This is a genomic window from Lactiplantibacillus garii, from assembly GCF_003885105.1.
Classification (GTDB): domain Bacteria; phylum Bacillota; class Bacilli; order Lactobacillales; family Lactobacillaceae; genus Lactiplantibacillus; species Lactiplantibacillus garii.
In genome coordinates this window covers 64,261-90,067 of the sequence record NZ_QWZQ01000005.1, presented here as the reverse complement: position 1 = coordinate 90,067, position 25,807 = coordinate 64,261, and the positions used below count along the sequence as shown (strand labels likewise).

Genomic DNA, 25,807 nt, shown 5'->3' with positions numbered 1-25,807 from the left:
TGGTATAACTACAAGCGTCGCCAAGAAACACTAAATGGCATGACCCCGAAAGAATTTCGGAATCATGCCATTCTAAAAACTGCATAGCTATTTTAATTATTTGAACTGTCTACTTGACTCGGAGCAGTCCCGCGGACCGTGTTTTTTAAGCTTAGCGTTTAATAGTGGTGACCCCGTTAACCACGTAGTTTGGGAAGTGGTGGTGACTTGCAGCCAAAACGTTATTAGCTACAATGGCCGCCATGCCGTCACGGGCCTCCACGGTGGCGTTACCGAGGTGGGGAGTTAAAACCACGTTAGCCATGGTTTTTAACGCGGGTTCCACGTCGGGTTCGTGTTCGTACACGTCGAGGGCCGCACCGGCAATTTGGTGGGCTTTAAGCGCGGTGACTAACGCGGCTTCGTCGACGATTGGTCCCCGTGCGGCGTTGATCAAATAGGCACTGGGTTTCATCTTGGATAAAGCGGTGGCGTCAATTAGGTGGGTTGTATTTTTATTCAATGGGAGGTGTAACGAAACCACGTCGGCCGTGGCCAGTAGTTCGTCCATGGAAACGAAGGTTGCCCCTAGTTGTGTTTCCACGCTAACGGGAAGGCGGTGGTGCTGGGTGTATACGATGGGCATGTCAAAGGCGTGCATTCGTTTGGCCACTTGTTGGCCGATTTGACCCATCCCAACGATACCTAAGGTTTTAGCTTGTAAGTTGTGGCCTAGGAAAAAGAGCGGGGCCCACCCGTTAAAACCGGTCGTCCGCATCAAATGGTCGCCTTCCGCGATTCGGTGTGCCAGGCTGATCATCAGACCAGTCGTGGATTCCGCGGTCGCGACGGCGGAAACGTTCGGGGTGTTGGTGACCGGGATGCCAAGTTTGGCAGCGTAGGCGGTATCAACGTTATTCGTTCCGGCCCCAAAGTTAGCAATTAATTTTAGGTGGGGTGCGTGGTCCAGAATATCTTGATCCACGGTGGTGGAAAGGGGCGTGATCAGGTAGTCGGCGTTAGCAACCGCGTTTTTGAGGGTGGCGTGGTCGATTAAAGTTTTACCGTGGTACGTTTCAACTTCTAAATCGGGTTGCCGTAGTAGTGTGGCAGCTTTGACCGGAATTTCACCGGCAATGTATACGTTAGCCATTTAATAACAGTCCTTTATCGTAAGTAATAGGTTTAGTATGGACGTTTGGGCGTTCGGATACAACTGATTAGCAATCAAAAAAGCTGAACCAACCGGCGGGTTGATTCAGCTCAATGAGTCTTATTTAAGGTTATTGTTTTCCATGATATCGTCGATCAAACCGTATTCTTTGGCCTCTTGAGCCGTTAAGTAGTTATCACGTTCAGTATCGTGGTTCAGTTTTTCAACGGATTGACCGGAATTATCGGCTAAAATCTGGTTGATCTTGTGACGGGTCTTTAAGATTTCTTCGGCGACGATTTCGATTTCCGTTTGTTGACCTTGCGCACCACCGGATGGTTGGTGAATCAAGATTTCGGAGTTAGGTAAAGCAAACCGCTTACCCTTGGTACCAGACGAAGCCAGGACACTGGCCATTGAAGCGGCCATTCCCATAACGATCGTTTGAACGTCGGACTTGATAAAGTTCATCGTATCGTAAATGGCTAAGCCGGCAGTGACAACCCCACCTGGAGAGTTGATATAAAGGTAGATGTCCTTACCTGAATCTTGGGCATCCAAGAAAAGCAACTGGGCAATGATGGCGTTGGCCATGTTGTCTTCAATTGGACCGGAAAGCATGATGATACGGTCTTTTAATAGTCGTGAATAGATATCATAGGCACGTTCGCCACGTGATGACTGTTCGATAACTGTCGGAACTGGATACATAACTGTTAGCCTCCTAAAGTTTCAATGTAATGATTAGCTACTTGCTAATATAAATGTAGTTTACCCCTAAGGTCAGTAAAGGTCAAAAGAAAAACCTCAAAATCAAAATTCCGTTTTCTGAGCCAACGTGGTATACTTAGGTTTCTATCATATACGGCTAGAGATCGGGAGGACCCGGTCTCTTTTTTTGTAGAGTGTGAGATTTCGACGGGTTGGAGATGAGGATTAGCCTAGCAGGTAGTATTATGCGGTTTGGGCATAATGCTGGCGGCGTAGCTAACCGGAATCGCCAGTCGAACCTGAGCACGTTTCGGCAATAAGGATAGGGTATGCGGTTTTTGCACTGTTTCCCTGACGTAGCAAGCACAGACTTCAGTCCCCCCGAGCACGTTTCAATAGAGTGTGAGATTTCGACGGGTTGGAGATGAGGATTAGCCTAGCAGGTAGTATTATGCGGTTTGGGCATAATGCTGGCGGCGTAGCTAACCGGAATCGTCAGTCGGACCCGAGCACGTTTCGAAAGCTTTGCAAACAAAACTAGTTGCATCATCAAAAACTGCGTCGTACAGGTTCACGGACCTTCCATTTGCTCATTAGCATAGCCAATCACGGGGGGACATTCAAGTGGAAACCCTTAAACGTTATGCGGGTTAATTAGGTCTGGGACTTGTGGTTGAATGAAAAGTCCGTTACTATATGAAAGTGGAAGCGGTATAGTCCGTTAAATACCGCGATTTGGGCACAAAAAAAGCTGAGAACTTATCTCAGCTAACTGATGCGCCCGGAGGGAATCGAACCCCCATTTCAAGAACCGGAATCTTACGTGCGATCCATTACACTACGGGCGCCTAAACAACATATTATAGTTTAGCGGATTATGGATAAAAACACAAGGGTTTTAAATAAAAATTTATTTGGGAGGAATTATTTATGGCATTAGGACCAGGCTTTCGCCAGCAACAGCGGCAATCACAAAAGCTGGCCATGACTCAACGATTGCAACAATCGATTCAAATGTTGCAATTTAACGTTGAGGAATTACGAGACTTTCTTACCCAAAAAGCCCTCGAGAACCCACTAATTGACGTTGATACGAATTGGAATGCTAACCATGCTGATTTGCGCGCGGCTAAAAACGTGACGACCAAGGACGATTTTATTGAGCGGGTCTCAACGACAAATCAACATTCATTGTTTGAATACTTATTAGATCAGATTCATTTAACGATGCGGGATACCCACCTGCGAAAAATTGTTTTGTATTTGATCGAGTACGTGGACGTTAACGGGTACTTACGGGTTGATGAGGAACGCGCACAGCGGGAAACGGATGCTACTCCCATTGAATTATTAGACGCGGTCACCCTGTTACAACAATTAGATCCACCGGGTGTTGGGGCCCGTAATTTACAGGAAGCGTTGATGCTGCAAACTGAGAACGACGACCACGCCCCAAACTTAGCGTACATTATATTAGAAGAAAACTTCGATGCGTTTGTTAACCGGCAGTGGGAACAGCTAGCGAAACACTACGCGGTCGGATTAGCTGACATTTCAAGCGTCTACGATTACGTTCGAACACTAAGTCCGACCCCCGGAGCAGCCGTGGGTCAGGAAACGACCGGCTACATTTTCCCGGACCTCGTCGTCACGAACCATGATGGCCAGTTGGCCCTGAGAACGGCTTCCATGGCCCAACCGGTAGTGAAATTTCAGGGGAATTATTATCAACAAATGAGCCACCACGGTGACCGAGAAGTTACCGAGTACTTAAAAGAAAAGAAGTCCGAGTACGACTGGATTGCAAGTAGTCTCGCACAGCGCGAATCGACGATTTTTCGGGTCGGGAGTACCATTGTTGAACGGCAGGCTGATTTTTTCCTGCAAAAGAGTACGGTGTTAAAGCCACTCCTATTGCGGGACGTCGCCCAACAATTAAAGGTTCACGAATCGACAATTAGTCGCAGCATTAACGGCAAGTACATCCAAACGGACTTTGGGATGTTTGAACTTAAACGTTTCTTTACCAAAGCGGTCGCTAAGCGTCCCACCGGTGGTCAACTTGTCTCTGCGGACGACGTTCAGCACCGTATTGTGACCTTGATTGAACAGGAAAATAAAGAAAAACCGCTTTCAGACCAGAAAATAGTTCAGATTCTTAAGTCAGAGAATGTCGAACTTTCAAGGCGGACAGTTGCTAAATATCGGGAAAATCTTAACATTCCATCGTCGTCAAAACGTAAGCGTTACTTGAAAACCGAATAATAATAAATATGGACATTTAGACCAGTCGTGTCTGGTGCAAGACTTGGTTTCATTTGCAACCACTACATGAACCTGTTATAATTCTTGTTGTGGTAAGAGAGGTATGCAACATTGATTTCGTAGTAAATTTTCGTTGTGTGCTTTGTTTTTTGAAGTCTTTGGGTCGTTATTCGACATAGCTGGACAAGATCCGTCCCACTAGAGAGCAGGTTGGATGCCATGCATTCAGATATTCAATGGATTGAGGCAATTGCCCCAGATATGGTGGACATGCTGAGTCGTCGTTACTTGGTATTGCGAACTATTAATTGGATGGCCCCAGTTGGACGCCGGCTGTTAGCCCAAACCTTAGACGTCAGTGAGCGAACGTTACGAACCGAAACGGACACTTTGCGCAAGCTTGATTTGATCATGACGAACAAATCGGGTATGCAAGTGACCCAACAAGGTAAGGACGTGTTACTCGGACTGAGTCAGTTTATGGATGAGCTAATGGGAATTCGTCAAAAGGAACGGCAACTAGCACAACGTTTCAACATTAAACGTTGTATTATCGTTTCGGGCGATTCTGACCGACAGTTAAAAGTCATTGGGACCATGGGCGAAGAAGTAAACCAACTATTACAGCAATTATTGCCGGAAGGTAGTAACATCGTTGCAGTGATGGGTGGTCACACCATGGAGCACGTTGCAAATCACCTTACTAATAAGTTAGCAAACAAGCGTGATTTGTTATTCGTGCCAGCGCGCGGTGGCGTTGGTGAATCGGTTGCGATTCAGGCCAACACGATTGCGTCACAGATGGCACAGCATACCGGTGGTAAATTCCGGTCCCTGTTCGTGCCGGAACAGGTCAGTGAACGAACGTATGAACCACTCCTTAAAGAACCAAGTATTCAAGAGGTGTTGGCGATTATCAGGCAAGCAAACGTGGTGATCCATAGCATTGGCGATGCCATTGCTATGGCACACCGGCGGAATATGTCGGAGGATCAAATCAAGGTTTTACGTAGTCGCCATGCGATTGGGGAAGCCTTTGGTTACTTCTTTGATCAAGCGGGTAACGTAGTTTACCGCATTCCGCGCATTGGCTTGCAAATCGGAGAACTGGCCGATCGGGAGATTATACTCGCAGTTGCGGGAGGTGCTTCTAAGGCAACCGCAATTGAGGCGTATATGAAGAACATTGCACCTAAACGGACGTGTTTAATCACGGACGAAAGTGCAGCAAACTTGATTTTAAAAAAGTAATCTTCTATATTGAAGTTGCTTTTTAAAATAAAAATATTTTTATTTCCACAAGGAGGAAATTCTAGTATGTCTGTAAAAATTGGTATTAATGGTTTCGGACGTATCGGTCGTTTAGCATTCCGTCGTATCTTAGAACTTGGTGCAAAGTCAAGTGATATCGAAGTTGTTGCTATTAACGATTTAACTTCACCTGCATTGTTGGCTCATCTTTTGAAGTATGACTCAACTCATGGTACTTTGGATGCTGATGTTTCAGCTACTGACGATTCAATCGTCGTAAACGGTAAGAAATACCGTGTTTACGCTGAACCACAAGCACAAAACATTCCTTGGGTTAAGAATGATGGCGTTGACTTCGTCCTCGAATGTACTGGTTTCTACACTTCAAAGGCTAAGTCACAAGCTCACTTGGACGCCGGTGCTAAGCGTGTATTGATCTCTGCACCTGCTGGTTCAGACTTGAAGACCATCGTTTACAACGTTAACGATGACATCTTAACTGCAGATGACCGTATCGTTTCTGCTGGTTCATGTACTACTAACTGCCTTGCACCATTAGCATTCTTTGAAAACAAAGAATTCGGTATCAAGGTTGGTACTATGACTACTATCCATGCTTACACTTCAACTCAAATGTTACTTGACGGCCCTGTACGTGGTGGTAACTTCCGTGCTGCCCGTGCTGCCGGTGTAAACACTATTCCTCACTCAACTGGTGCTGCTAAGGCCCTTGGCTTAGTTATCCCAGAATTGAACGGTAAATTACAAGGCCACGCACAACGTGTTGGTGTTGTTGACGGTTCATTAACTGAATTAGTTGCTATCTTAGACAAGAAAGTTACTGCTGACGAAGTTAACGCAGCAATCAAGAAGCATACTGAAGGTAACGAATCATTCGGTTACAACGATGACGAAATCGTTTCATCTGATGTTATCGGTACTACTTTCGGTTCTATCTTCGATCCTACCCAAACTGAAGTTACTTCCGATGGTGACAACCAATTGGTCAAGACTGTTGCTTGGTACGATAACGAATACGGCTTCACTTGCCAAATGGTACGTACTTTATTGAAGTTCGCCACTCTCTAATCCGTTAGACGGGCAAGAACTTTAAAACCGCATACGGTTTATAACGGCGGGGGGAGGCAAAACTCCTCTTGCCGTTTTTTTTATTAGTATTCACGAATTCTTAGGAGGATTTAACATTGGCTAAATTAATCGTTTCAGATTTAGATGTTAAAGATAAAAAAGTTTTAATTCGTGTCGACTTTAATGTTCCTATTAAAGACGGCAAGATCGGTGATGACAACCGTATCGTTGCTGCTTTACCAACGATTAAATACGTTATTGAACATGATGGTAAAGCCATCTTGTTCTCACACTTAGGTCGGATTAAGAGTGAAGACGATAAGAAGGGCTTGAGCTTACGTCCAGTTGCTGAACGGCTCTCAAACTTATTAAACAAACCCGTTACCTTCGTACCCGTTACTGAAGGTGAACAACTTGAAACGGCCATCAACAACATGAACGACGGTGACGTCTTAGTTGTTGAAAACACCCGTTTCGAAGACGTTGTTAACGGCGAACAAGTTAAGCGCGAATCAGGTAACGACCCTGAATTAGGCAAGTACTGGGCTTCACTCGGTGACGTTTACGTCAACGATGCCTTTGGTACTGCTCACCGTAAGCACGCTTCTAACGTTGGGATTGCTTCAAACATGGACGAAGTTGCCGCTGGTTTCTTAATGGAAAAGGAAATCAAGTTCTTAGGTGACGCCGTTGACAATCCTAAGCACCCATTCGTTGCCATCTTAGGTGGTGCCAAGGTTTCCGACAAGATCGGTGTTATTGATCACTTAATCAGCAAAGCTGACAAGATCATCATCGGTGGTGGGATGACTTACACCTTCTACGCCGCTAAGGGTATGGGCATTGGTAACTCACTTGTTGAAAAGGACAAGATTGAATTAGCTAAGTCAATCATTGAAAAGGCCGGCGATAAGTTGGTCTTACCTAGTGACTCCGTTGTTGCCGAAAAGTTTGACAACGATGTTCCTCACAAGGTTGTTGAAGGCTCAATTCCTGATGGTTACATGGCCTTAGACATCGGTCCTAAGTCAATCCAAGAATTCGAAGACGTCTTGAAAGACGCTAAGACGGTTGTTTGGAACGGACCAATGGGTGTGTTTGAAATGAGCAACTACGCCAAGGGTACGCTTGAAGTTGGTAAGTTCTTAGGAACCTTATCAGACGCAACGACCATCGTTGGTGGTGGTGACTCAACTGCCGCTGTTAAACAACTCGGCGTTGGCGACAAGTTAACCCACATCTCAACCGGTGGTGGTGCTTCACTTGAATACCTTGAAGGTAAGGAATTACCTGGTATCGCTTCAATCTCTAACAAATAATCTGTTCTCCGAAAGGAAGGTTTATCGTGCGTACACCTATTATTGCCGGTAACTGGAAAATGAACAAAACTGCTAGCGAAGCTTTAGCTTTCGTTAACGCGGTTAAGGATCAATTACCAGATCCATCAAAAGTTGAATCAGTCGTAGCTGCTCCAGCCCTTTTCTTACAAGAAATGGTTGAAGCTGCCAAGGGTTCTGACTTAAAAATTGCTGCTGAAAATGCCTACTTTGAAGATGCTGGGGCCTTCACTGGTGAAACTTCACCAGCCGCTTTAGCTGACTTAGGTGTTGACTACGTTGTGATTGGTCACTCAGAACGTCGTGGTTACTTCCACGAAACTGATGAAGACATCAACAAGAAAGCTCACGCTATCTTTAAGAATGGCATGAAGCCAATCATCTGCTGCGGTGAATCATTAGAACAACGTGAAGCTGGCCAAGCTGAAGACTGGGTATCTGGTCAAATCAAGGCTGCTTTAAAGGACTTATCTGCTGACCAAGTTAGTTCATTAGTTATCGCTTATGAACCAATCTGGGCTATCGGTACTGGTAAGACTGCTACTAGTGATCAAGCCGAAGAAATTTGTGCCGTAGTACGTAAGACCGTTGCCGGTTTGTACTCACAAGAAGTTGCCGACAAAGTTCGGATCCAATACGGTGGTAGTGTTAAACCTGCTAACGTTAACGAATTAATGAGCAAAGAAGACATCGACGGTGGCTTAGTTGGTGGGGCTTCATTACAAGCTGATTCGTTCTTGGAACTTGTTAACTACCAAAATAACTAATTAGTTATTGCAAGTTGCAATGCAAACTTCTACAATAAATGTGAACCAAATTTAGCAAAATTTAAGGAGAGAAATTAATGTCTATTATTACAGATATTTATGCTCGCGAAGTCTTAGACTCACGTGGTAACCCAACTGTTGAAGTTGAACTCTATACTGAAAGCGGCGCATTTGGTCGCGGTATCGTTCCTTCAGGTGCCTCAACTGGTGAACACGAAGCCGTTGAATTACGTGACGGTGACAAGAGCCGTTTCATGGGCAAGGGTGTTACTAAAGCCGTTGACAACGTTAACAAAATTATTGCTAAGGAAATCGTTGGTTACGATGTAACTGATCAACGTGCCATTGATCAAGCAATGATCAAATTAGATGGTACTCCTAACAAAGCTAAGTTAGGTGCGAACGCTATCTTAGGTGTTTCAATTGCCGCTGCACGTGCTGCTGCTGACGAACTTGAAATGCCATTATACAACTACCTTGGCGGGTTCAACGCTCACGTCTTACCTACTCCAATGATGAACGTTATCAATGGTGGGGCCCACGCGAACAACGACGTTGACTTCCAAGAATTCATGATTATGCCTGTTGGTGCTTCTTCAGTTAAGGAAGCTATCCGGATGGGTTCAGAAACTTTCCACAACTTGAAAGCTATCTTGAACGAACGCGGATACTCCACTGCCGTTGGTGACGAAGGTGGTTTTGCACCTGACTTGAAGAACAACGAAGAACCATTCGAAATCTTGGTTGAAGCTATCGAACGTGCCGGCTACAAGCCAGGTAAAGATATTTCAATCGCCTTCGACTGTGCTGCTTCAGAATTCTACAACACGGAAACTGGCAAGTACGACTTAAAGGGTGAAGGCGAAAATGGTAAATCATTTACTGCCGAAGAATTCGTTGACTTACTTGACAGCATCGTTGACAAGTACCCAATCGTTTCCATCGAAGATCCTTTGGATGAAAACAACTGGGAAGATTGGCAAATGGCAACCGCTAAGCTTGGTAAGAAAGTTCAAATCGTTGGTGATGACTTATTCGTTACTAACACGGACTACCTTGCAAAGGGTATCAAGATGGGCGTTGCTAACTCAATCTTAATCAAGGTTAACCAAATTGGTACTTTGACTGAAACGGTTGAAGCTATCGAAATGGCTAAAGAAGCTGGCTACACTGCCATTGTTTCACACCGTTCTGGTGAAACTGAAGACACGACCATTGCTGACTTAGTTGTCGCAATGAACGCTGGCCAAATCAAGACTGGTTCAATGAGCCGTACTGAACGGATTGCTAAATACAACCAATTAATGCGGATTGAAGACCAACTTGAAAGCACTTCAGAATACAAGGGTATCCACGGCTTCTACAACTTAGATGAAGCTGCTCGTGATGCAATTACTAACAAGTAATTTAATTCTGAGTTTTCACGAAAACGTCGCTCGTTGAGCGGCGTTTTTGTTTACATAAAGGGTCGTTTGTTGGTTGGGAGCAAGTTCAATAAGTGAACTGTCGTTTAAGCCTTGATTGCGGTTTTACTGATTAAAAGCCGGTCGGAAATGTGATCCCGTGGTAAAATAAAATCACGAGACTTTAAAGGGGCTTTGAGAATGGATTATTTTGAAACACAGATCAACCAGTGGTCTGACTGGGTTGCGGCCCGTCAAAATACCACGGTTTTTGAACCATTAATTAAACAAATTTATTCAAGTGAGAACGAACCGTTTAAGACCCCCGAAGTCGTTGTCGACGAAACGGCGGCCGTTTTTGCGGTGGGACCCACGCAAATCATGATATTTCCGCCAAGTAACGTGGCGGCTGATACCCGTGAACGGTACCAGACCGAACGTTTTGGCCTGACGCGGATGACCCGCTTAAAACTGACCGCACCGGAACTGTTACACGCGGGTTTTATCTTTGACGCTTACCAGTTTTATTACGTGATTTACCGTCCGTTAGCGGGGGTTAATTTAACGGACTTCGCGGCTACGGCCGAGCCATTGGCTAAATCGACGTTAGCGCGCCAAATTGGTACGGCGTTAAACCGGTTGAACGGGGAAGTGGGTGCGTTTAATAAGATTGATAATGACCAAGCAAGTGCCACTGCCGACTGGGACGCGTTGAGCGCAAACTTTAAAGCGGAACGTGCTGACTTTTTAGCGAGTCACCCGGTTGCTGAAAATGACTTTGTTCATTACCAACTGATACCGGAGAATCTCGTTGTGACTAGTGGCCAGGTGGGCTTTCGGCACTTTGCGACGGCCCGGCAAGCACCCCGGCAAACCGAATTGGTCCCACTAGTTATTGACGCGTTTGCAATGGATGCCGACTTTTTAAGTGGCTTAAAAGCAACGCTTAGTTCGAACGATTTATTAATGGATCTATTACTTGGTCTGCTATGGCGGGCGGACGGTCCGGCTTACGTACAACGGTTAATGGCGGGACAACCGACGACGTTTGCTGCTTTGCAGACTAAATTAGCAACGTTGATCAACATTGAGTAGGGGGCAGAAAACGTGCGGTATCAACCTAAACTACACAAACGGCATTTGGATCTGACCCGCTTCGGCGCAATCGGACGTGGGTTACTCGTGGGGCTTTTAGCCGGTGTCGTGGTCAGTATTTTTCGGTTTTGTATTGAATATGGTTTGAAATTTGTCCAGTGGGTTTATGGTCAGATTAACCAGAATCCGGGCTTAGTGATTCCGTGGATCGTCGTTAGTGTGGCGGTAGCCCTGTTTGTCGGTTTATTGGTCAAACAGTCACCGGACATTAAGGGGTCGGGGATTCCCCAAGTTGAAGGTCAATTGGCGGGTGAGCTGGATTACGCTTGGTGGCCGGTTTTATGGCGTAAATTTGTCGGCGGAATTTTAGGGATTGGTTCCGGGCTATTTCTTGGCCGTGAAGGACCGTCGATTCAACTCGGGGCCACCATTGGTCAGGGAGTTGCCGAGAAGCTCCATCAAAGCGGGGCTGACCGCCGCTCGCTGATTGCCGGTGGTGCAGCGGCCGGTTTATCGGCGGCGTTCAACGCCCCGATTGCCAGCACCCTGTTTATTTTGGAAGAAGTTTACCATAATTTTTCACCAATTATTTGGACGACCGCGTTAGCCAGTGCGATTGCTAGCAATTTTATTTCACTGAATTTTTTTGGCCTGGTTCCGGTACTCCACATTCCGTACGCGCAAAACTTACCCCTAAACCAGTATGGTAATTTAATTGGTTTAGGAATCTTTTTAGGGATTTTCGGTTACATCTACCAAAATGTGACGCTGACGATGCCCACGTGGTACGCTAAGTTACGACTGCCTAGTTGGCTTGACGGGCTGGTGCCGTTTCTACTCGTAATTCCCATCGGGTTAAAGTGGCCACAGTTACTTGGTGGCGGTAACGCCGTTATTTTAAATTTGGCCGCGGTAACGCCCGCGTTATTGGCGTTAGTGGGAATTTTTGTGCTCCGGTTCGTCTTTTCTACGGTTTCGTACGGTTCCGGGTTGCCCGGTGGGATCTTTTTACCGATCCTGTCGTTGGGAGCCATTCTGGGAGCGTTATACGCGCAGGCCATGGTTGGCCTGGGCTGGATGCCCGCCGGTTTTGTTCCGAATTTCATCATCTTTGCCATGGCCGGGTACTTTGCGGGTATCGGGAAAGCTCCCTTTACGGCCATTTTACTAATAACGGAAATGGTCGGGACACTGCACCACTTAATGCCGTTGGCGGTGGTGTCAATGACGGCTTACTTGGTGGTCGACTTGCTTGGCGGTGCTCCGATTTACGAAGCGTTGTTAGAAAAGCTGATCGAGCCCCGACTACCCGAACACAGTGGCGTTCAGGACCGCTTAGAAGTACCGGTGTTTGAAGGGTCACAATTAGAAGGTCGCCAAGTGCGGGACTTCAAATGGCCCAAGGAATCGCTGCTCATTGCGATTCGGCGGGGGGAACGGCAAGTGATTCCCCACGGTGATACGTTGATGCGAGCGGGAGATACTCTGATTATTTTAACTGACCGGGGAAACCGGGCCTGGGTTCGGCATCAAATTGATGATTTAACACCGGCAACGCCTTGACCGCTTGTGAAACGAAGGATTTGCGGCTGGGGCTGGAAAAGTAAAGCTAAATATGTTAAATTGTTATAGACATAGCGGACTCTTTTAGGAGGCACTTTTATTGTATAATTTACTGATGACGTTAATATTGATCGTTTCCGTTGTGATTATCATCGCGGTAATGATGCAACCATCCAAAACAAATGATGCCATGTCTTCATTAACCGGTGGTGCGGACGATTTGTTTGCAAAACAAAAGCCGCGTGGTTTTGAAGCCTTTATGCAAAAAGTGACCGTGGTACTAGGAATCATCTTCTTCGTACTAGCGTTAGCTTTAGCATGGTACTCATCGAAGTAATTAACCGTCCTCCTGTGATTTCAGGAGGCTTTTTTTTAAGGTAGGTGTAAGTGTGTTTAAACGACCAGAACCCTTTCTTTTTGAGCATGGTGACCAGGTTGTCATTTTACTGCACGCCTATTCCGGGAGTGCCAACGACGTGCGGCTATTGGGACGCGCTTTGGAACGGGCCAACTACACCGTTTACGCCCCTCAGTTTAGGGGGCACGCGACCGGTGATCCCCGCGATATTTTAACCCAGGGGTCGCCGGCAAAATGGTGGCAAGACACACAACAAGCGATATCATTTATGCGTCAAAAAGGCTATACTAAAATTAGTATCTTTGGTTTGTCGCTCGGTGGAATTTTTGCGACCGCGGCGTTAGAACGGGACCCAGCCTTGTTAGGTGGCGGAACGTTTAGTTCACCAATCCTACCAAGTAGTACGAGTCGCGTTGCGGCGATGTTTTTGCAACTTAGTCGTGCGCAGTTAGCTAAGCGGGACCTTTTGCCGGCCCAACAACGGGCCATTTTAGCGCAACTGCCCGCACAAGTCGCGGCGCAGTTGCGGACCATTGAAACTTTTACAGCCAGTGAGGTGACGGCCCGTCTAGGCCAGCTCAAACGTCCGTTTTTTATTGGGCAGGGTGGTCAGGACGAATTAATCGACGCCACGGTTGCACAACAACTCCGTACCCGCTTGACCGAGCAGGGATTGACGGTTGATTTTCACTGGTACGCCGACAGTGGTCACGTCATTACGGTCAACACCGCGCACCACCAATTAGAACAAGATGTCTTAACGTATTTAAAAACTATATTTAACAAATGAGGTAAATAATGTCAGAAACAAACTTACAAGAACAAATCCTGACTTTTTTGCAAGCTCATCCCGACCGTAGTTACAGTGTCGAACAATTAACGGATGAACTACACTTTACGGGCGCAACTGCCTTTACGTTTTTAGTGAAGGAACTTGCGAACATGGAACGTAAAAAACTGGTCAGCACCGATGATCACGATCACTTTAAGATCGTCCAGGATACTAAAACGGTTGAAGGCTCTTTTCACGGTAACGACAAGGGCTTTGGTTTTGTGCGCTACGATCCAGACCTGCCTGATATTTACATTAATCCGGATAACACGATGTTTGCCTTTACCGGTGACGACGTTGCGGTTGAAATTATTCGGCCAGCGCGTCCTGGTTCAGACCGGGGTCCCGAAGGTAAAATCACCAGTATCGTTAAACGGAACTACTCACAAATTGTCGGGGCCTTTACACCATCGACCGAGTTTCCGGGCTTTATTGGGACCGTTGAGATCAAAGAAAAGAAACTTTCTAAGTACCAGTTATTAGTCACTGACCAGGGCATCCACCCCACGGAGGGTGAAGTGGTCATTGCCGAAGTTGCGGCTTATCCGGATGCTCAGCACCCGACCCGCATCGTTGGGATTGCTAAGCAGGTCATTGGGAGCGTTGATGATCCTGGGATGGACGTTTTACAGGTCGTTTACCAACACGACGTGCCGTCCGTTTTCCCTGAAGAAGTCACCGACGAAGCGAACCGTATTCCAGATTACGTGACCGAAGCGGATAAGCAGGGGCGTGTGGATATTACCGACCAGCCGTTAGTAACCATTGACGGGGCCGAATCTAAAGACTTGGATGACGCCGTCGTTGCTTGGAAACTGGATAACGGTAATTACCATTTAGGTGTCCACATTGCGGACGTTAGCCACTACGTTACGGAAAACTCTGAATTAGATCGGGAAGCTTACAAGCGGGGAACTTCGGTTTACCTAACTGACCGGGTGATTCCAATGTTGCCGCGGCGTTTGTCCAACGGTATTTGTTCGTTGAACCCTGACGTGGAACGCCTGGCAATGAGCTGTGAGATGGAGATCACCCCCGAAGGTGAAATCATTAACCACAAGATTTTCCAGAGTGTGATCAAGTCCCATGCCCGGATGACTTACGACGCGGTCAACCAAATTTTGGAAGCCCACGATCCTAAGACCCGCGCAAAGTACGCCGACCTCGTTGACATGTTTGACGTCATGGGCGACTTACACCGGATTTTGTACAAACACCGGCGGCACCGTGGCGCCATTGACTTCGATGATAACGAAGCTAAGATCATTGTTGATGAAACGGGCCACCCAATTGATATTCAATTACGGGTCCGCGGGTTAGCCGAACGAATGATTGAAAGTTTCATGCTGGCGGCCAACGAAACGGTTGCTAAACACTATAGCTTATTAAAAGTACCGTTCATTTACCGGGTCCACGAAACACCGGATAGTGACCGGATGTTAAGTTTCTTCGAATTTGTCACGACCTTTGGGGTCAACGTAACGGGTTCGTCGAAGGACGTTAAGCCTAAAATGTTGCAAGACGTTTTGAAGAAGGTTGCCGGTAAGCCGGAAGAAGCCATGGTTTCCGTCATGATGTTGCGGAGTATGAAGCAGGCGCGTTACGCGGATCAGTCCTTAGGACACTTCGGGTTGGCCGCACCGTATTACACCCACTTCACGTCACCAATTCGGCGTTATCCGGATATGATGGTGCACCGTTTGATCCGCCACTACGCGGAAAACGGGACTGGTGAAGAGGCCCGGGCGAAGTACCGTGATAATTTACCAACCATTGCGGAAACGACGTCGGATCACGAACGGCGGGGGATTGACACGGAACGGGACGTTGATTCCATGAAGAAGGCCGAGTACATGGCTGATCACGTGGGTGAACACTTTGACGCTGTGGTGGACTCCGTTATGAAATTCGGACTCTTCGTTGAATTGGAAAATACCGTTGAAGGGTTAGTTCACATTAGTGTGATGGACGACGACTATTACGAATACGTTGAAAAACAACTCGCCTTAGTTGGTCGTAAGACGAAGCGAACTTTCCGGATCGGACAACCCGTTAAGGTTGAATTAATGCGTGTCGACAAGGACCAGCGTGAAATCGACTTTAAACTGTTAAATCCAGAAGAAGCTCCGAAGACGGACTTATTACCAAAACGGGAACACCACGATAACTACCGTGGTAATAACCGGCGTGGTGGTAACGGTAACTACCGGCGCAACGGTAACAATAACAACCGTCGCGGCAATGATAGTCACGGTAATGGTAACCGCAATCGCAACAATGATCACCGTGGCAACGGTAACGGTGGTAACCGACGGAACAACAATAATAACCACCGCAATAACAATCACAGTAACAATAATAATCGTCGGTCGAGTACCGATAACCGGCGGTAAGTTAAGTAAGGGGATGTGCGGCAATGGCCAAACAACACGGTAAGCACCCGGATACCGCCCTCGCTCAAAACCGGAAAGCCCGGCACGATTACGCCGTTGAAGAAACCTACGAAGCGGGAATTGCTTTAACGGGGACCGAGATCAAGTCTGTTCGTGATCGGCGGGTCAATTTAAAGGACGGCTTTGTTCAGATTCGCAACGGCGAAGCCTGGATGCAAAATGTCCATATCAGTCCGTTTAAAGAGGGTAACCGGTTTAACGTTGATCCGTTGCGTAACCGTAAACTCTTGTTGCATAAAAAAGAAATCAGCAAGATCGGCGCAGCCACCCAGACGAAGGGTGTCACCGTGATTCCGCTCAAAATGTATTTAAAACACGGCTTTGCCAAAGTTTTAATTGGGGTGGCTCACGGGAAACGGGAATACGATAAACGGCAAGATATTAAGAAACGTGAACAGCAGCGACAAATCGATCGAGTAATGAAACACTATTGATTGTTGCGTCACAAGCGTACGTTAGGAACGATTTAATCGGTTCTAACATACGCTTTTTTGTGCTTTTGGGGCTCAAAATTAGTCCGTTAATTTAGTTAAAATGTGAAGTAATTAGTCAATTTGAATAAAAAAATTTAAAAACGGCAAAAATGGCCATTTTCCTCTGAATCTTTGCTTAAAAAATGTTTTAGCTTAAGAAAATTAAGTGAAATATAAATGATACCGTAATCATTAAAACAAAATGAGAATAATATTATAGTTTGAGTTGGTTAGATTGCATGAATTATGTTATATTTTATGACATACCAATCCGGTAGAATGAATTAGGAGGTCTCACATTGATGAAAAAATGGCAAGTTGCAGTTGTCATGTTGTTAGCCGCACTTGGAAGCTGGTTTACAGTTGGCACCCAGGCGCAGGCGAAAACGTACACGATTGCAACGGATACGACCTTTGCGCCGTTTGAATTTCAGGCCAAGGGTGGTAAGTATAAAGGCATCGATATTGATATTTTAAAAGCAATTTCTAAAAAAGAAAATATCAATTATAAGTTAAAGGCAATTAGCTTTGGGGCCGCCGTTCAGCAGTTAAGCGCGAACCAGGTCGACGGGGTGATTGCCGGGATGAACGTGACGCCCGAACGTAAAAAGACGTTTGACTTCTCAAACGCTTACTACACTTCCGGGGTCGTGATGGCGGTCGCTAAGGATAGTAAGATCAAGAGTTTCAGTCAGTTAAAGGGCAAGACGGTTGCGTTAAAGACCGGGACGGCCGGTGCGACCTACGCGAAGTCAATTGAAAGCAAGTACGGGTTTAAAATAAAGTATTTCAATGATTCTAATAATATGTATAACGACGTTAAGGTCGGCAACTCCGCTGCTTGTTTTGAAGATTATCCGGTCATGTCCTACGGGATTAAAAACGGAATTGCTTTGAAGATCGTTTCGAAGCAATACGAGGCCGGTGATTATGGCTTTGCCGTTAAGAAGGGTAAGAACGCCGAACTCCTGAAGAAGTTTAACGCTGGTTTAAAAGCTATCAAGGCGGACGGTACTTACAAGAAAATTATTGATAAATATTTAAATTCCAGTGAATCTTCATTGACCGGTGAAACGGCCAGCAGCCGGACTTTCATCGGGTTGTTTACCCAAAACCTCAGCACCATTGGTAGTGGGTTATGGATGACCATGGAATTGACCGTTATTTCCATTATTTTAGCAACGATTATGGGATTGGTCCTCGGGGTCTTAGGTGTGATGCCTGGTAAAGTTGGCCCGGCCATTTCCAGTACGATCATTTACATTTTCCGGGGAATGCCGTTAATGGTGTTGGCCTTCTTCATTTACATTGGGTTCCCGGATCTAATTGGGCACGGGTTTAAGATTCCGGCGTTCATTGCCGGGATGATCACCCTGATGTTAAACGAAGGGGCGTATACCGGGGCCTTCGTTAAAGGGGGCTTTCAAGCCGTGGACGACGGGCAAATGGAAGCGGCCCGATCCCTCGGCCTACCATACTGGACCGCAATGCGCAAGGTCATCATGCCACAGGGGATTCGCATTATGATTCCGTCATTTATCAACCAATTCATCATCACCTTAAAGGATACGTCAATCCTATCCGTTATCGGGATCGTTGAATTAACCCAAACTGGGACGCTGATTATCGCCCGCAACTTCGAAGGGTTCAAGATCTGGTTAATGATCGCGATGATTTACCTGCTCATCATTACGTTACTGACTTGGCTTTCGAACTGGGTTCAAAGGAGGATTAACTAAGCATGGCTAAAGTGAGTGTTGAAAATTTACACAAAAGCTACGGTGATAACGAAGTTTTAAAGGGCCTCAACTTAGAAGTCCAAGATAATGAAGTGGTCTGCATGATTGGGCCGTCCGGTTCCGGTAAAAGTACTTTTTTACGGTGCCTAAACGACCTTGAAGTTCCCACTGAGGGAAAAATCGTAATTAGTGGTTACGACTTATCCGACAAAGCGACTAACATTAACTTAGTCCGCGAAAATATTGGAATGGTGTTCCAACATTTTAACTTGTTCCCACACCTTTCCGTTTTACAGAACATTACGTTAGCCCCGGTTCAACTGGGCAAACAGTCGAAAGCCGAAGCCGAAAAGACGGCGCGGGACTTACTTGCCACCGTTGGTTTATCCGACAAAGCCGACGCCATGCCGAAGTCGCTTTCCGGTGGTCAAAAACAACGGGTTGCGATTGCCCGGGCCTTAGCGATGCATCCGAGCATCATGCTCTTTGACGAACCGACGTCCGCTTTGGACCCTGAAATGGTCGGTGACGTGCTCGATGTTATGAAGAACCTAGCCGCCCAAGGGATGACCATGATCGTGGTGACCCACGAAATGGGCTTTGCCAAGGAAGTGGCCGACCGGGTCGTTTTCATGGCCGACGGGTTGATTCAAGAAAGTGGCAAACCGGACGATTTATTTGATCACCCGAAGAGCCCCCGGCTGCAAGATTTCTTGAACAAAGTCATTAACGTTTAATCGAAATTGATCAAAAGCCCATCTTTAACGCTGCCGTTGAAGATGGGCTTTTTGATGTCTGAATTAGCGGTTAGCGTTTCATTTTAAAGGGAGCTGGAGTGTCTCGATTTTAAAGTAGGTCGCACTTTCCAGCTGTCCAGTCGGCGTGGCTCAGGCCGGAACGTGGTGGGCACAAGTTTGAGCCCAAAATACAGGTCTCAAACCTTGGCCTTTCACGTAAGTCACCACAAAACGGTGACCAAGTGAAACTTCACCACTGGGCCTGTCCACGCTCTCCTTCCCGGCTTAAACTGGTCGTTGGCGGGCAGTAACGTCTAATTTTTGTAAATTAAACGTAGCATTGATTCAGAAAATGTTTATTAAAGCTGACCTGATAACGACTAGTCAACTGAGACTTTATATTCCTATTTTAAAATGGCTAGTACACATATCTATATATACAGCTGACTGATTCGGATGGTACTTAAAACCGATCATCTAAGTAATCACCCTTAAACTTTAAAAACTTGTGGCCGATTGCCCGCCAACGACCATCAAAAGCTCGGAGGGAGAGCGTGGATGGTCTCAGCGGTGAAATTTCATTTGGTCGGGGTTGTTTCCCGACTTAATGAAAGGTCGTCTTTTGAAACTGGCGGTTTTTGACAGGTACCCACCGCGTTCCAGACCAGTCCACGCCGATCGGAGAGCTGAGAAGTGCGAACTACCTTAGAATCGAGAAGCGTAATTTTAGCTAGATTATGCAGAAATGAGTGCAGCAAAAAAACGGCACCGAATAGCCGGTACCGTTTTAGTTTTGCGGTAATTTATGGTGTAACGTGTAGTTACTTTCACCAAAGTTGACTTGCAAGCCGTCACTGGATAGGGAAGAAGAACGTTCCCGGTTCGTTGGTTTTTGCCAATGGTCTAGAATGGCGGCGATGCAAATACATAGGGGCTCGGTCGCACGGTCGGTAATGGCGAGTTCAAAGGCCTCGCCGTTACTCGTGACGACTGGGCGCATGGTCATGACCAGCTCGGTACCGTGATAGACCCGGTAGGTTTCCGAGTTGAGACTGCCCATAATGATCCACCGTAATTTGCGAACGTAGATCATTTCGTGCCAGAAACCCAGTGTTTTACTGATGGACCCCACGTTTTGACGGTTATAGTACAGATCAAACTTTGGTAATAAGCCGAGCGTGGTCTGTCGAATTTCGGCAAGTAGCTCGCCCTGGATAGCGTAGAGACTGAGTGCGTCCTGACGCCGCCCCCAGCGACCTACGAGTAAGTAGTGTGACTGGTTATGCTCATCACGAACGACACGCGCGCCCTTGGCGAAACTATTGCGGCTGAAATATAATTTACGCATCTTCAACCCTCGTTTCCCGGTGAACTATTGTTGCGCGAGTACTTCCAAAATGGCCTTACCAACGCCGTCATTGACGTTCGTGTCGGTCACCCGGTTAGCTAACTGTTTAACTTCGGTCGTGCCGTTACCCATCGCGTAACTGATACCGGCCACTTTTAACATGGAAACGTCGTTGTTATTATCACCAATGGCCATTACGTCGCTCATTGGCGTGTTGAGCATGTTGGCGTAGCGTTCAACGGCAATTCCCTTTTGAGCGTTAACGTTATTGATTTCAATGTTGGAGCGTGAAGACGACGTGATCTTTAAGGATGAATGTTTAGCGAGTAGTTCGTCGCTTAGCGGTTTAAGTTTAGCCGGTCCCTCTTCGCTAAAGGTGATAATTTTCATCACGTGCTTAGTGGGGTCGTTGAGCAGCTCGTCGTAGTTGTCAACGTAATTGATGTCCATAAGTTCGAGTCGGGCCGACGCTAAGGTCACGGCAATCTTAAACGACGTATCCGGGTTTAAATTCGTTAGTAGGTGGGCAATTTGTTCGATTCGCTTAGCTTTGTTATTTGAGTAGATGCCATCGTTACCAACCACTTCAAAGTAGTAACCCTTGGAGATCAATGTGTGAAAGATGGCCCGGGCAACCGTTTTGGTGATGGGGACCATGTCGAGCATTTTTCCGGAAGCGTCGTAAACTTCGGCCCCGTTTAACGTGATCAGGGGAGCCGTAATCCCTTGAGCGGCCATGAGTGGTTGTGCTTCAGAGTAGCGGCGACCAGTGGAAACGATGAAGTGGACACCCTGCTGCTGCGCTTGACGGATGGCGTCGGCGTTAAAGTCCGAAACGGTCATTTCGTTATTCAGTAACGTGCCGTCCATGTCAGAAGCGATAATCGAAATCATGTTGTCACATCCTTAATTGTCTTGATAGATACATTCTAACATGTTTAGGAGTGAATTCAGAATTATTATCATTACCGGTTTTTAGTATGCTACAATAATGTAGAGGTGTTAAGGATGAAAGCGTTTATTCATACTGACTGGTGGGACGTCTTAAAGCCCCAATTTGAACAACCATATTACCACCAGTTACACGAATTCTTAAAAGAAGAGTACCGGACGAAAAATATTCATCCGGATATGTATAATATTTTTCAAGCCTTTGAATGGACGCCGTTTGCCGACACAAAGGTCGTTATTTTAGGTCAGGACCCGTACCACGGTCCCAACCAGGCACACGGATTAAGCTTTTCCGTGTTGCCGGGAGTTGCGGTACCACCGTCACTGGTCAATATTTATAAAGAATTACAAGACGACGTTGGCTGTACCCCGGTCAACCACGGCTACTTAGAAAGCTGGGCCAAGCAGGGGGTGCTCCTGTTGAACTCGGTTTTGACCGTTCAAAATGGCATCGCTTTTTCTCACGCGGATAAGGGGTGGGAGAAGCTGACGGATTACGCGATTCACCAACTGTCCGAACGGCCGACCCCGGTTGTCTTTATTTTGTGGGGTAAGGCCGCCCGCTCAAAAGTTAAGCTGATCAATACGGAAACCAACGTGGTATTACAAGCGCCCCATCCGAGTCCGTTGTCAGCGTACCGCGGTTTCTTCGGCTCAAAACCATTTTCTAAGACCAACATTGCGTTAGAATCATTTGGCGAACAACCCATTAATTGGCAACTTCCAGAACACGTCAGTTTAAATAATTAATTTTTTATTGGAGGGTTATCTCATGGATCTATTTACATCATTGGCACAAAAAATTACTGGTAAAGATCAAACCATTGTTTTCCCCGAAGGTACGGAACCCCGCATCGTCGGTGCAGCGGTCCGGTTAGCCGCTGACGGGTTAGTTAAACCAATCATTTTAGGCGCTACGGACAAGGTTCAAGCGGTCGCTAAGGATTTACAAGCGGATTTGAGCGGTGTCCAAGTTTTAGACCCAGTTACATACCCAGCTGCTGACAAACAGGCCATGCTGGACGCGTTAGTGGAACGTCGGAAGGGCAAGAATACGCCGGAACAGGCGGCTAAGATGCTTGAAGATGAAAATTATTTTGGCACGATGCTGGTATACATGGGCAAGGCTGACGGAATGGTTTCAGGGGCCGTGCACGCTACCGGGGACACGGTGCGGCCGGCGTTACAAATTATTAAGACGAAACCCGGTTCACACCGGATCTCCGGTGCCTTTATCATGCAAAAGGGTGACGAACGGTACGTCTTTGCGGACTGCGCAATCAACATTGATCCTGACGCGGACACGTTAGCGGAAATTGCGACCCAGAGTGCCCACACCGCTAAAATCTTTGACATTGACCCGAAGGTTGCCATGCTAAGCTTTTCGACAAAGGGTTCTGCTAAGGGCGACATGGTCACCAAGGTTCAGGAAGCCACGGCCAAGGCCCAAGCTGCCGCACCCGACTTAGCCATTGACGGTGAAATGCAATTTGACGCCGCCTTCGTTGAAAAAGTTGGGTTGCAAAAGGCGCCGGGCTCCAAGGTTGCCGGGCATGCTAACGTCTTCGTTTTCCCAGAATTGCAATCCGGGAACATTGGTTACAAGATCGCCCAACGCTTCGGTGGTTTTGAAGCGGTTGGTCCCATCTTGCAAGGATTGAACAAACCGGTTTCCGATTTATCCCGGGGAGCTAGTGAGGAAGACGTCTACAAGGTGGCCATTATCACGGCCGCTCAAGGCTTAGCTTAAGCTAATAAGTAAGAGTAGTTTTAAAACGGGGAAACTTCAGAGCTTGTACTTTGAAGTTTCGCCCGTTTTTTCTATAATGAAAGCAGTATGTTAGATGAGGAGATGGACATTTTATGGATTCGATTACGGTAACGTCCCCGGAGGAAACCATGCAACTGGGAGAAAAAATTGGCCAACGCGTCCAACCGGGCGACCTGATTTTATTAGACGGGGACCTCGGAGCGGGTAAAACCACCTTTACGAAGGGGTTGGCTAAGAGTTTGGGCATTCCGAATAACGTTAAGAGTCCGACTTTTACCCTCATTCGGGAATACCATCAGGGGCGCTTGCCGCTGTACCACATGGATGTCTACCGGTTAGAGGACGGTGGCGCGGAAGATTTGGGGCTAGACGAATATTTTGATGGTGACGGCGTGAGCGTCGTTGAGTGGTCCGAATTCATCGCCGATTTATTACCAACCGACTATTTACGAATTGGCTTGACCCGTAACGGGGCCGGTGACGACGGTCGAACAATCACCCTGACACCCCAAGGGACGCGCTACCAGCAATTGGTTGACCAGTTAAAGGAGTGAGCGACCATGGCGGACGAAGTTGTGGATATCCGACCGGCGGAGCCAGCCGACGCTGCCCGGTTGTTAAAATTATTAAAACGGCTGTCCCACGAATCCAATACGTTTACGGTGGATGAGGGACTGGGTCAGCTTAGTGAACGGGATGAGTGCCAACAAATTGAACAGTTGACCCGAACGACGACCAACACAATTTTTGTGGCGGCTTTGGGCGCACAGTTGATCGGGGTCGCGACGGTTCAGGCAACTGAAGGCCCGACCGTGACCAAGGGTGAAGTCGGGGTCGCCGTGCTGAAGGAATTCTGGGGGATGGGTCTGGGAACGGCCCTCGTTGAAGAGTTGATCCACTGGGCGCGGGATTTCAGTACCCTCAAACAATTAGTCTTAACCGTACAGTTACGGAATACCCGGGCCGCTAAGCTCTACCAACACCTCGGTTTTAAAGAAAGTACGCCGCAAGCGTACGACGTAGTTGATCCGACTGGCGCGAAGGTGGCGGCGGTCGATATGGTTTTAGCCGTCTAAAAAACGTGCGTCAAATCGCAATAATCGCAGTTTGACGCACGCTTTATTTAACCCTGAACACGGACGAACGGTTTAAGTTGTTCGGTTCCAAATTGCCGGGCTTCTGCCAGTAAAATGTTGGCACAGGCTAGACTATCATCCAGCGCGTTGTGGTGATGCTGAAGTTCAATGTCCAGCGCGTTGCACATCGTATCCAATTTATGATTAGGGAGCTCCGGGTAAAACCGTTTGCTAGTTTTAACGGTGTCCATGGATAAGTATTCCGGGGCGCCGATGCCGTAGTGGGCGAGGGTTTGCCGGAGCACACCGGTATCAAACGGTGCGTTATGGGCAATGACTAACCGGTCTCGCTGGAAGAACGGCGCGATGTGTTTCCATACTTCGGGAAACTTAGGTGCGTTGGCGACGTCCGTTTCGTGGATGCCGTGAATTTGGACGTTGCGCCAAAAGAAGTCACTTTCTGGTTTGATCAGGGTGTAGAATTCGTCCGTGACCTGACTGTTGCGAACAATTGTCAGGGCCAAGGAACAGGCACTGTCCCGCTTGGCGTTCGCAGTTTCAAAATCCATTGCGACAAAGTTCAAAGGTGCCACCACCGTTTCTAAAGAATTAAGTTCATCGTACTAAGGGACCGTCCAGATTTCAAGTTTGCGACCCGAATCATAGGCGGATATCTAATTCGACCGGACAGTGGTCGGAACCGTAAACGTCGTTTAAAATGCGGGCGTTTAACAGCCGGTCATCCAACCGGTTAGACGTGATGAAGTAGTCGATGCGCCACCCCGAATTATTATCGCGGGCGTGGAACCGGTAGCTCCACCATGAATAGATTTCGGTTTGGTCGGGATAGAAGTGCCGGAACGTGTCGGTAAAGCCGTTGCTGAGTAAGCGGGTGAACTTTGTGCGTTCTTCGTCGGTAAAACCGGCACTGTGGTGGTTACTTCGCCAGTTTTTTAAATCAATGTTTTCGTGGGCCACGTTGAGGTCCCCACAGAAGATCAGCGGTTTACGGGCATCCAGTCCGTTAACGTAGTCTAAAAAGGCGTCTTCCCAAGTTTGGCGGTAATCCAAACGTTTGAGTTCACCGCCCGAGTTCGGCGTGTAGCAGGTCAGAACGTAATAGTCGGGGTATTCAAGGGTGATGACGCGCCCCTCGGTATCGTGTTCCGGAACGCCGATGCCGTACGTGACGTTGAGCGGTTCGTGCTTGGTGAAAATAGCGGTTCCCGAATAGCCCTTCCGTTCAGCGTAGTTCCAGTACTGGTGATATCCGGGCAAATCAAGGTCGATTTGGCCAGCTTGTAATTTGGTTTCCTGTACGCAGAAAAAGTCGGCGTCGAGCTGGTTAAAGCTATCAACGAAACCGTGCTTGACCGCGGCACGGAGTCCGTTAACGTTCCAAGAAATTAGTTTCAAGAGTAGTTCAGACCTTTCGTATAAAGTGGCGAACGTTAAT

General features: G+C 47.2%; 25 protein-coding genes and 1 tRNA gene. 19 read left to right on the top strand and 7 right to left on the bottom strand.

The window, feature by feature from the left end; all coding sequences use genetic code 11:
- Nucleotides 1-87 (top strand): IS3 family transposase (locus D1831_RS02675; protein ID WP_148096374.1); only part of this gene is annotated, 87 nt, incomplete at its 5' end.
- 64 nt (nt 88-151) lie between these two features.
- On the opposite strand, the gene D1831_RS02670 is transcribed toward D1831_RS02675, so the two are convergent.
- The 3 genes from D1831_RS02670 to D1831_RS02660 form a co-directional block, all read right to left on the bottom strand.
- A complete protein-coding gene (locus tag D1831_RS02670) occupies nt 152-1,132 on the bottom strand; it encodes a 2-hydroxyacid dehydrogenase family protein (protein ID WP_125071382.1) in 981 nt (326 codons plus the stop codon).
- A gap of 120 nt (nt 1,133-1,252) precedes the next feature.
- Entirely contained in the window at nt 1,253-1,843 is a 591-nt protein-coding gene (clpP, locus tag D1831_RS02665; RefSeq protein ID WP_125071381.1) for an ATP-dependent Clp endopeptidase proteolytic subunit ClpP, read from the bottom strand.
- Between the two features lie 776 nt (nt 1,844-2,619).
- A tRNA-Arg gene (locus D1831_RS02660) sits at nt 2,620-2,691 on the bottom strand.
- An 82-nt stretch (nt 2,692-2,773) separates the two neighbouring features.
- On the opposite strand from D1831_RS02660, the gene rpoN reads away from it, so the two are divergent.
- The 14 genes from rpoN to D1831_RS02590 all read left to right on the top strand — a co-directional run bounded on the left by rpoN (nt 2,774) and on the right by D1831_RS02590 (nt 19,205).
- Nucleotides 2,774-4,108, top strand: a complete 1,335-nt coding sequence (gene rpoN / locus D1831_RS02655; RefSeq protein ID WP_125071380.1) for an RNA polymerase factor sigma-54 — start codon at nt 2,774-2,776, stop codon at nt 4,106-4,108.
- A 219-nt stretch (nt 4,109-4,327) separates the two neighbouring features.
- Complete coding sequence (locus D1831_RS02650) at nt 4,328-5,359, top strand: sugar-binding transcriptional regulator (RefSeq protein ID WP_125071379.1); 1,032 nt, start codon at nt 4,328-4,330, stop codon at nt 5,357-5,359.
- Between the two features lie 66 nt (nt 5,360-5,425).
- Nucleotides 5,426-6,448 carry a type I glyceraldehyde-3-phosphate dehydrogenase gene (gap, locus tag D1831_RS02645; protein ID WP_125071378.1) on the top strand — a complete coding sequence of 341 codons (1,023 nt, stop codon included), beginning with the start codon at nt 5,426-5,428 and terminating at the stop codon, nt 6,446-6,448.
- 116 nt (nt 6,449-6,564) lie between these two features.
- Nucleotides 6,565-7,767: a phosphoglycerate kinase gene (locus tag D1831_RS02640; protein WP_125071377.1), complete on the top strand. Its 1,203-nt coding sequence runs from the start codon at nt 6,565-6,567 to the stop codon at nt 7,765-7,767.
- A gap of 26 nt (nt 7,768-7,793) precedes the next feature.
- Nucleotides 7,794-8,552 (top strand): triose-phosphate isomerase, encoded by a 759-nt coding sequence (gene tpiA, locus D1831_RS02635; RefSeq protein WP_125071376.1) that lies wholly within the window; start codon nt 7,794-7,796, stop codon nt 8,550-8,552.
- A gap of 77 nt (nt 8,553-8,629) precedes the next feature.
- A complete protein-coding gene (gene eno, locus D1831_RS02630; protein ID WP_125071375.1) occupies nt 8,630-9,958 on the top strand; it encodes a phosphopyruvate hydratase in 1,329 nt (442 codons plus the stop codon).
- A 198-nt stretch (nt 9,959-10,156) separates the two neighbouring features.
- Nucleotides 10,157-11,050, top strand: coding sequence for a hypothetical protein (locus D1831_RS02625; protein ID WP_125071374.1), 894 nt, complete (start codon nt 10,157-10,159; stop codon nt 11,048-11,050).
- A 12-nt stretch (nt 11,051-11,062) separates the two neighbouring features.
- Complete coding sequence (locus tag D1831_RS02620; protein ID WP_125071373.1) at nt 11,063-12,613, top strand: ClC family H(+)/Cl(-) exchange transporter; 1,551 nt, start codon at nt 11,063-11,065, stop codon at nt 12,611-12,613.
- 100 nt (nt 12,614-12,713) lie between these two features.
- Nucleotides 12,714-12,950, top strand: coding sequence for a preprotein translocase subunit SecG (gene secG / locus D1831_RS02615; RefSeq protein ID WP_125071372.1), 237 nt, complete (start codon nt 12,714-12,716; stop codon nt 12,948-12,950).
- A gap of 52 nt (nt 12,951-13,002) precedes the next feature.
- Nucleotides 13,003-13,761: an alpha/beta hydrolase gene (locus D1831_RS02610; protein ID WP_125071371.1), complete on the top strand. Its 759-nt coding sequence runs from the start codon at nt 13,003-13,005 to the stop codon at nt 13,759-13,761.
- A gap of 8 nt (nt 13,762-13,769) precedes the next feature.
- Complete coding sequence (rnr, locus tag D1831_RS02605; protein WP_125071370.1) at nt 13,770-16,196, top strand: ribonuclease R; 2,427 nt, start codon at nt 13,770-13,772, stop codon at nt 16,194-16,196.
- Between the two features lie 23 nt (nt 16,197-16,219).
- Entirely contained in the window at nt 16,220-16,690 is a 471-nt protein-coding gene (smpB, locus tag D1831_RS02600) for an SsrA-binding protein SmpB (protein ID WP_125071369.1), read from the top strand.
- 341 nt (nt 16,691-17,031) lie between these two features.
- Entirely contained in the window at nt 17,032-18,468 is a 1,437-nt protein-coding gene (locus D1831_RS02595; protein ID WP_125071368.1) for an amino acid ABC transporter substrate-binding protein/permease, read from the top strand.
- A 2-nt stretch (nt 18,469-18,470) separates the two neighbouring features.
- Nucleotides 18,471-19,205 carry an amino acid ABC transporter ATP-binding protein gene (locus D1831_RS02590; RefSeq protein ID WP_125071367.1) on the top strand — a complete coding sequence of 245 codons (735 nt, stop codon included), beginning with the start codon at nt 18,471-18,473 and terminating at the stop codon, nt 19,203-19,205.
- A 787-nt stretch (nt 19,206-19,992) separates the two neighbouring features.
- On the opposite strand, the gene D1831_RS02585 is transcribed toward D1831_RS02590, so the two are convergent.
- Nucleotides 19,993-20,553, bottom strand: a complete 561-nt coding sequence (locus tag D1831_RS02585; protein ID WP_125071366.1) for an LURP-one-related/scramblase family protein — start codon at nt 20,551-20,553, stop codon at nt 19,993-19,995.
- A 24-nt stretch (nt 20,554-20,577) separates the two neighbouring features.
- Nucleotides 20,578-21,447 carry a Cof-type HAD-IIB family hydrolase gene (locus tag D1831_RS02580; protein ID WP_125071365.1) on the bottom strand — a complete coding sequence of 290 codons (870 nt, stop codon included), beginning with the start codon at nt 21,445-21,447 and terminating at the stop codon, nt 20,578-20,580.
- A gap of 114 nt (nt 21,448-21,561) precedes the next feature.
- Here D1831_RS02580 and D1831_RS02575 point away from each other — a divergent pair, with 114 nt between their 5' ends.
- The 4 genes from D1831_RS02575 (at nt 21,562) to D1831_RS02560 (ending at nt 24,351) form a co-directional block, all read left to right on the top strand.
- A complete protein-coding gene (locus D1831_RS02575) occupies nt 21,562-22,254 on the top strand; it encodes a uracil-DNA glycosylase (protein ID WP_125071364.1) in 693 nt (230 codons plus the stop codon).
- A gap of 22 nt (nt 22,255-22,276) precedes the next feature.
- Nucleotides 22,277-23,254, top strand: coding sequence for a phosphate acetyltransferase (gene pta, locus D1831_RS02570; protein WP_125071363.1), 978 nt, complete (start codon nt 22,277-22,279; stop codon nt 23,252-23,254).
- A gap of 113 nt (nt 23,255-23,367) precedes the next feature.
- Nucleotides 23,368-23,829 (top strand): tRNA (adenosine(37)-N6)-threonylcarbamoyltransferase complex ATPase subunit type 1 TsaE, encoded by a 462-nt coding sequence (tsaE, locus tag D1831_RS02565; RefSeq protein ID WP_125071362.1) that lies wholly within the window; start codon nt 23,368-23,370, stop codon nt 23,827-23,829.
- Nucleotides 23,830-23,835: 6 nt separating this feature from the next.
- Nucleotides 23,836-24,351 carry a GNAT family N-acetyltransferase gene (locus tag D1831_RS02560; RefSeq protein WP_125071361.1) on the top strand — a complete coding sequence of 172 codons (516 nt, stop codon included), beginning with the start codon at nt 23,836-23,838 and terminating at the stop codon, nt 24,349-24,351.
- 47 nt (nt 24,352-24,398) lie between these two features.
- Here D1831_RS02560 and D1831_RS02555 read toward each other — a convergent pair whose 3' ends face one another.
- Both D1831_RS02555 and D1831_RS02550 read right to left on the bottom strand, forming a co-directional pair.
- Nucleotides 24,399-24,935 carry a 3'-5' exonuclease gene (locus D1831_RS02555; protein WP_125071360.1) on the bottom strand — a complete coding sequence of 179 codons (537 nt, stop codon included), beginning with the start codon at nt 24,933-24,935 and terminating at the stop codon, nt 24,399-24,401.
- A 76-nt stretch (nt 24,936-25,011) separates the two neighbouring features.
- A complete protein-coding gene (locus tag D1831_RS02550) occupies nt 25,012-25,767 on the bottom strand; it encodes an exodeoxyribonuclease III (RefSeq protein ID WP_125071359.1) in 756 nt (251 codons plus the stop codon).
- Nucleotides 25,768-25,807: the final 40 nt, after the last annotated feature.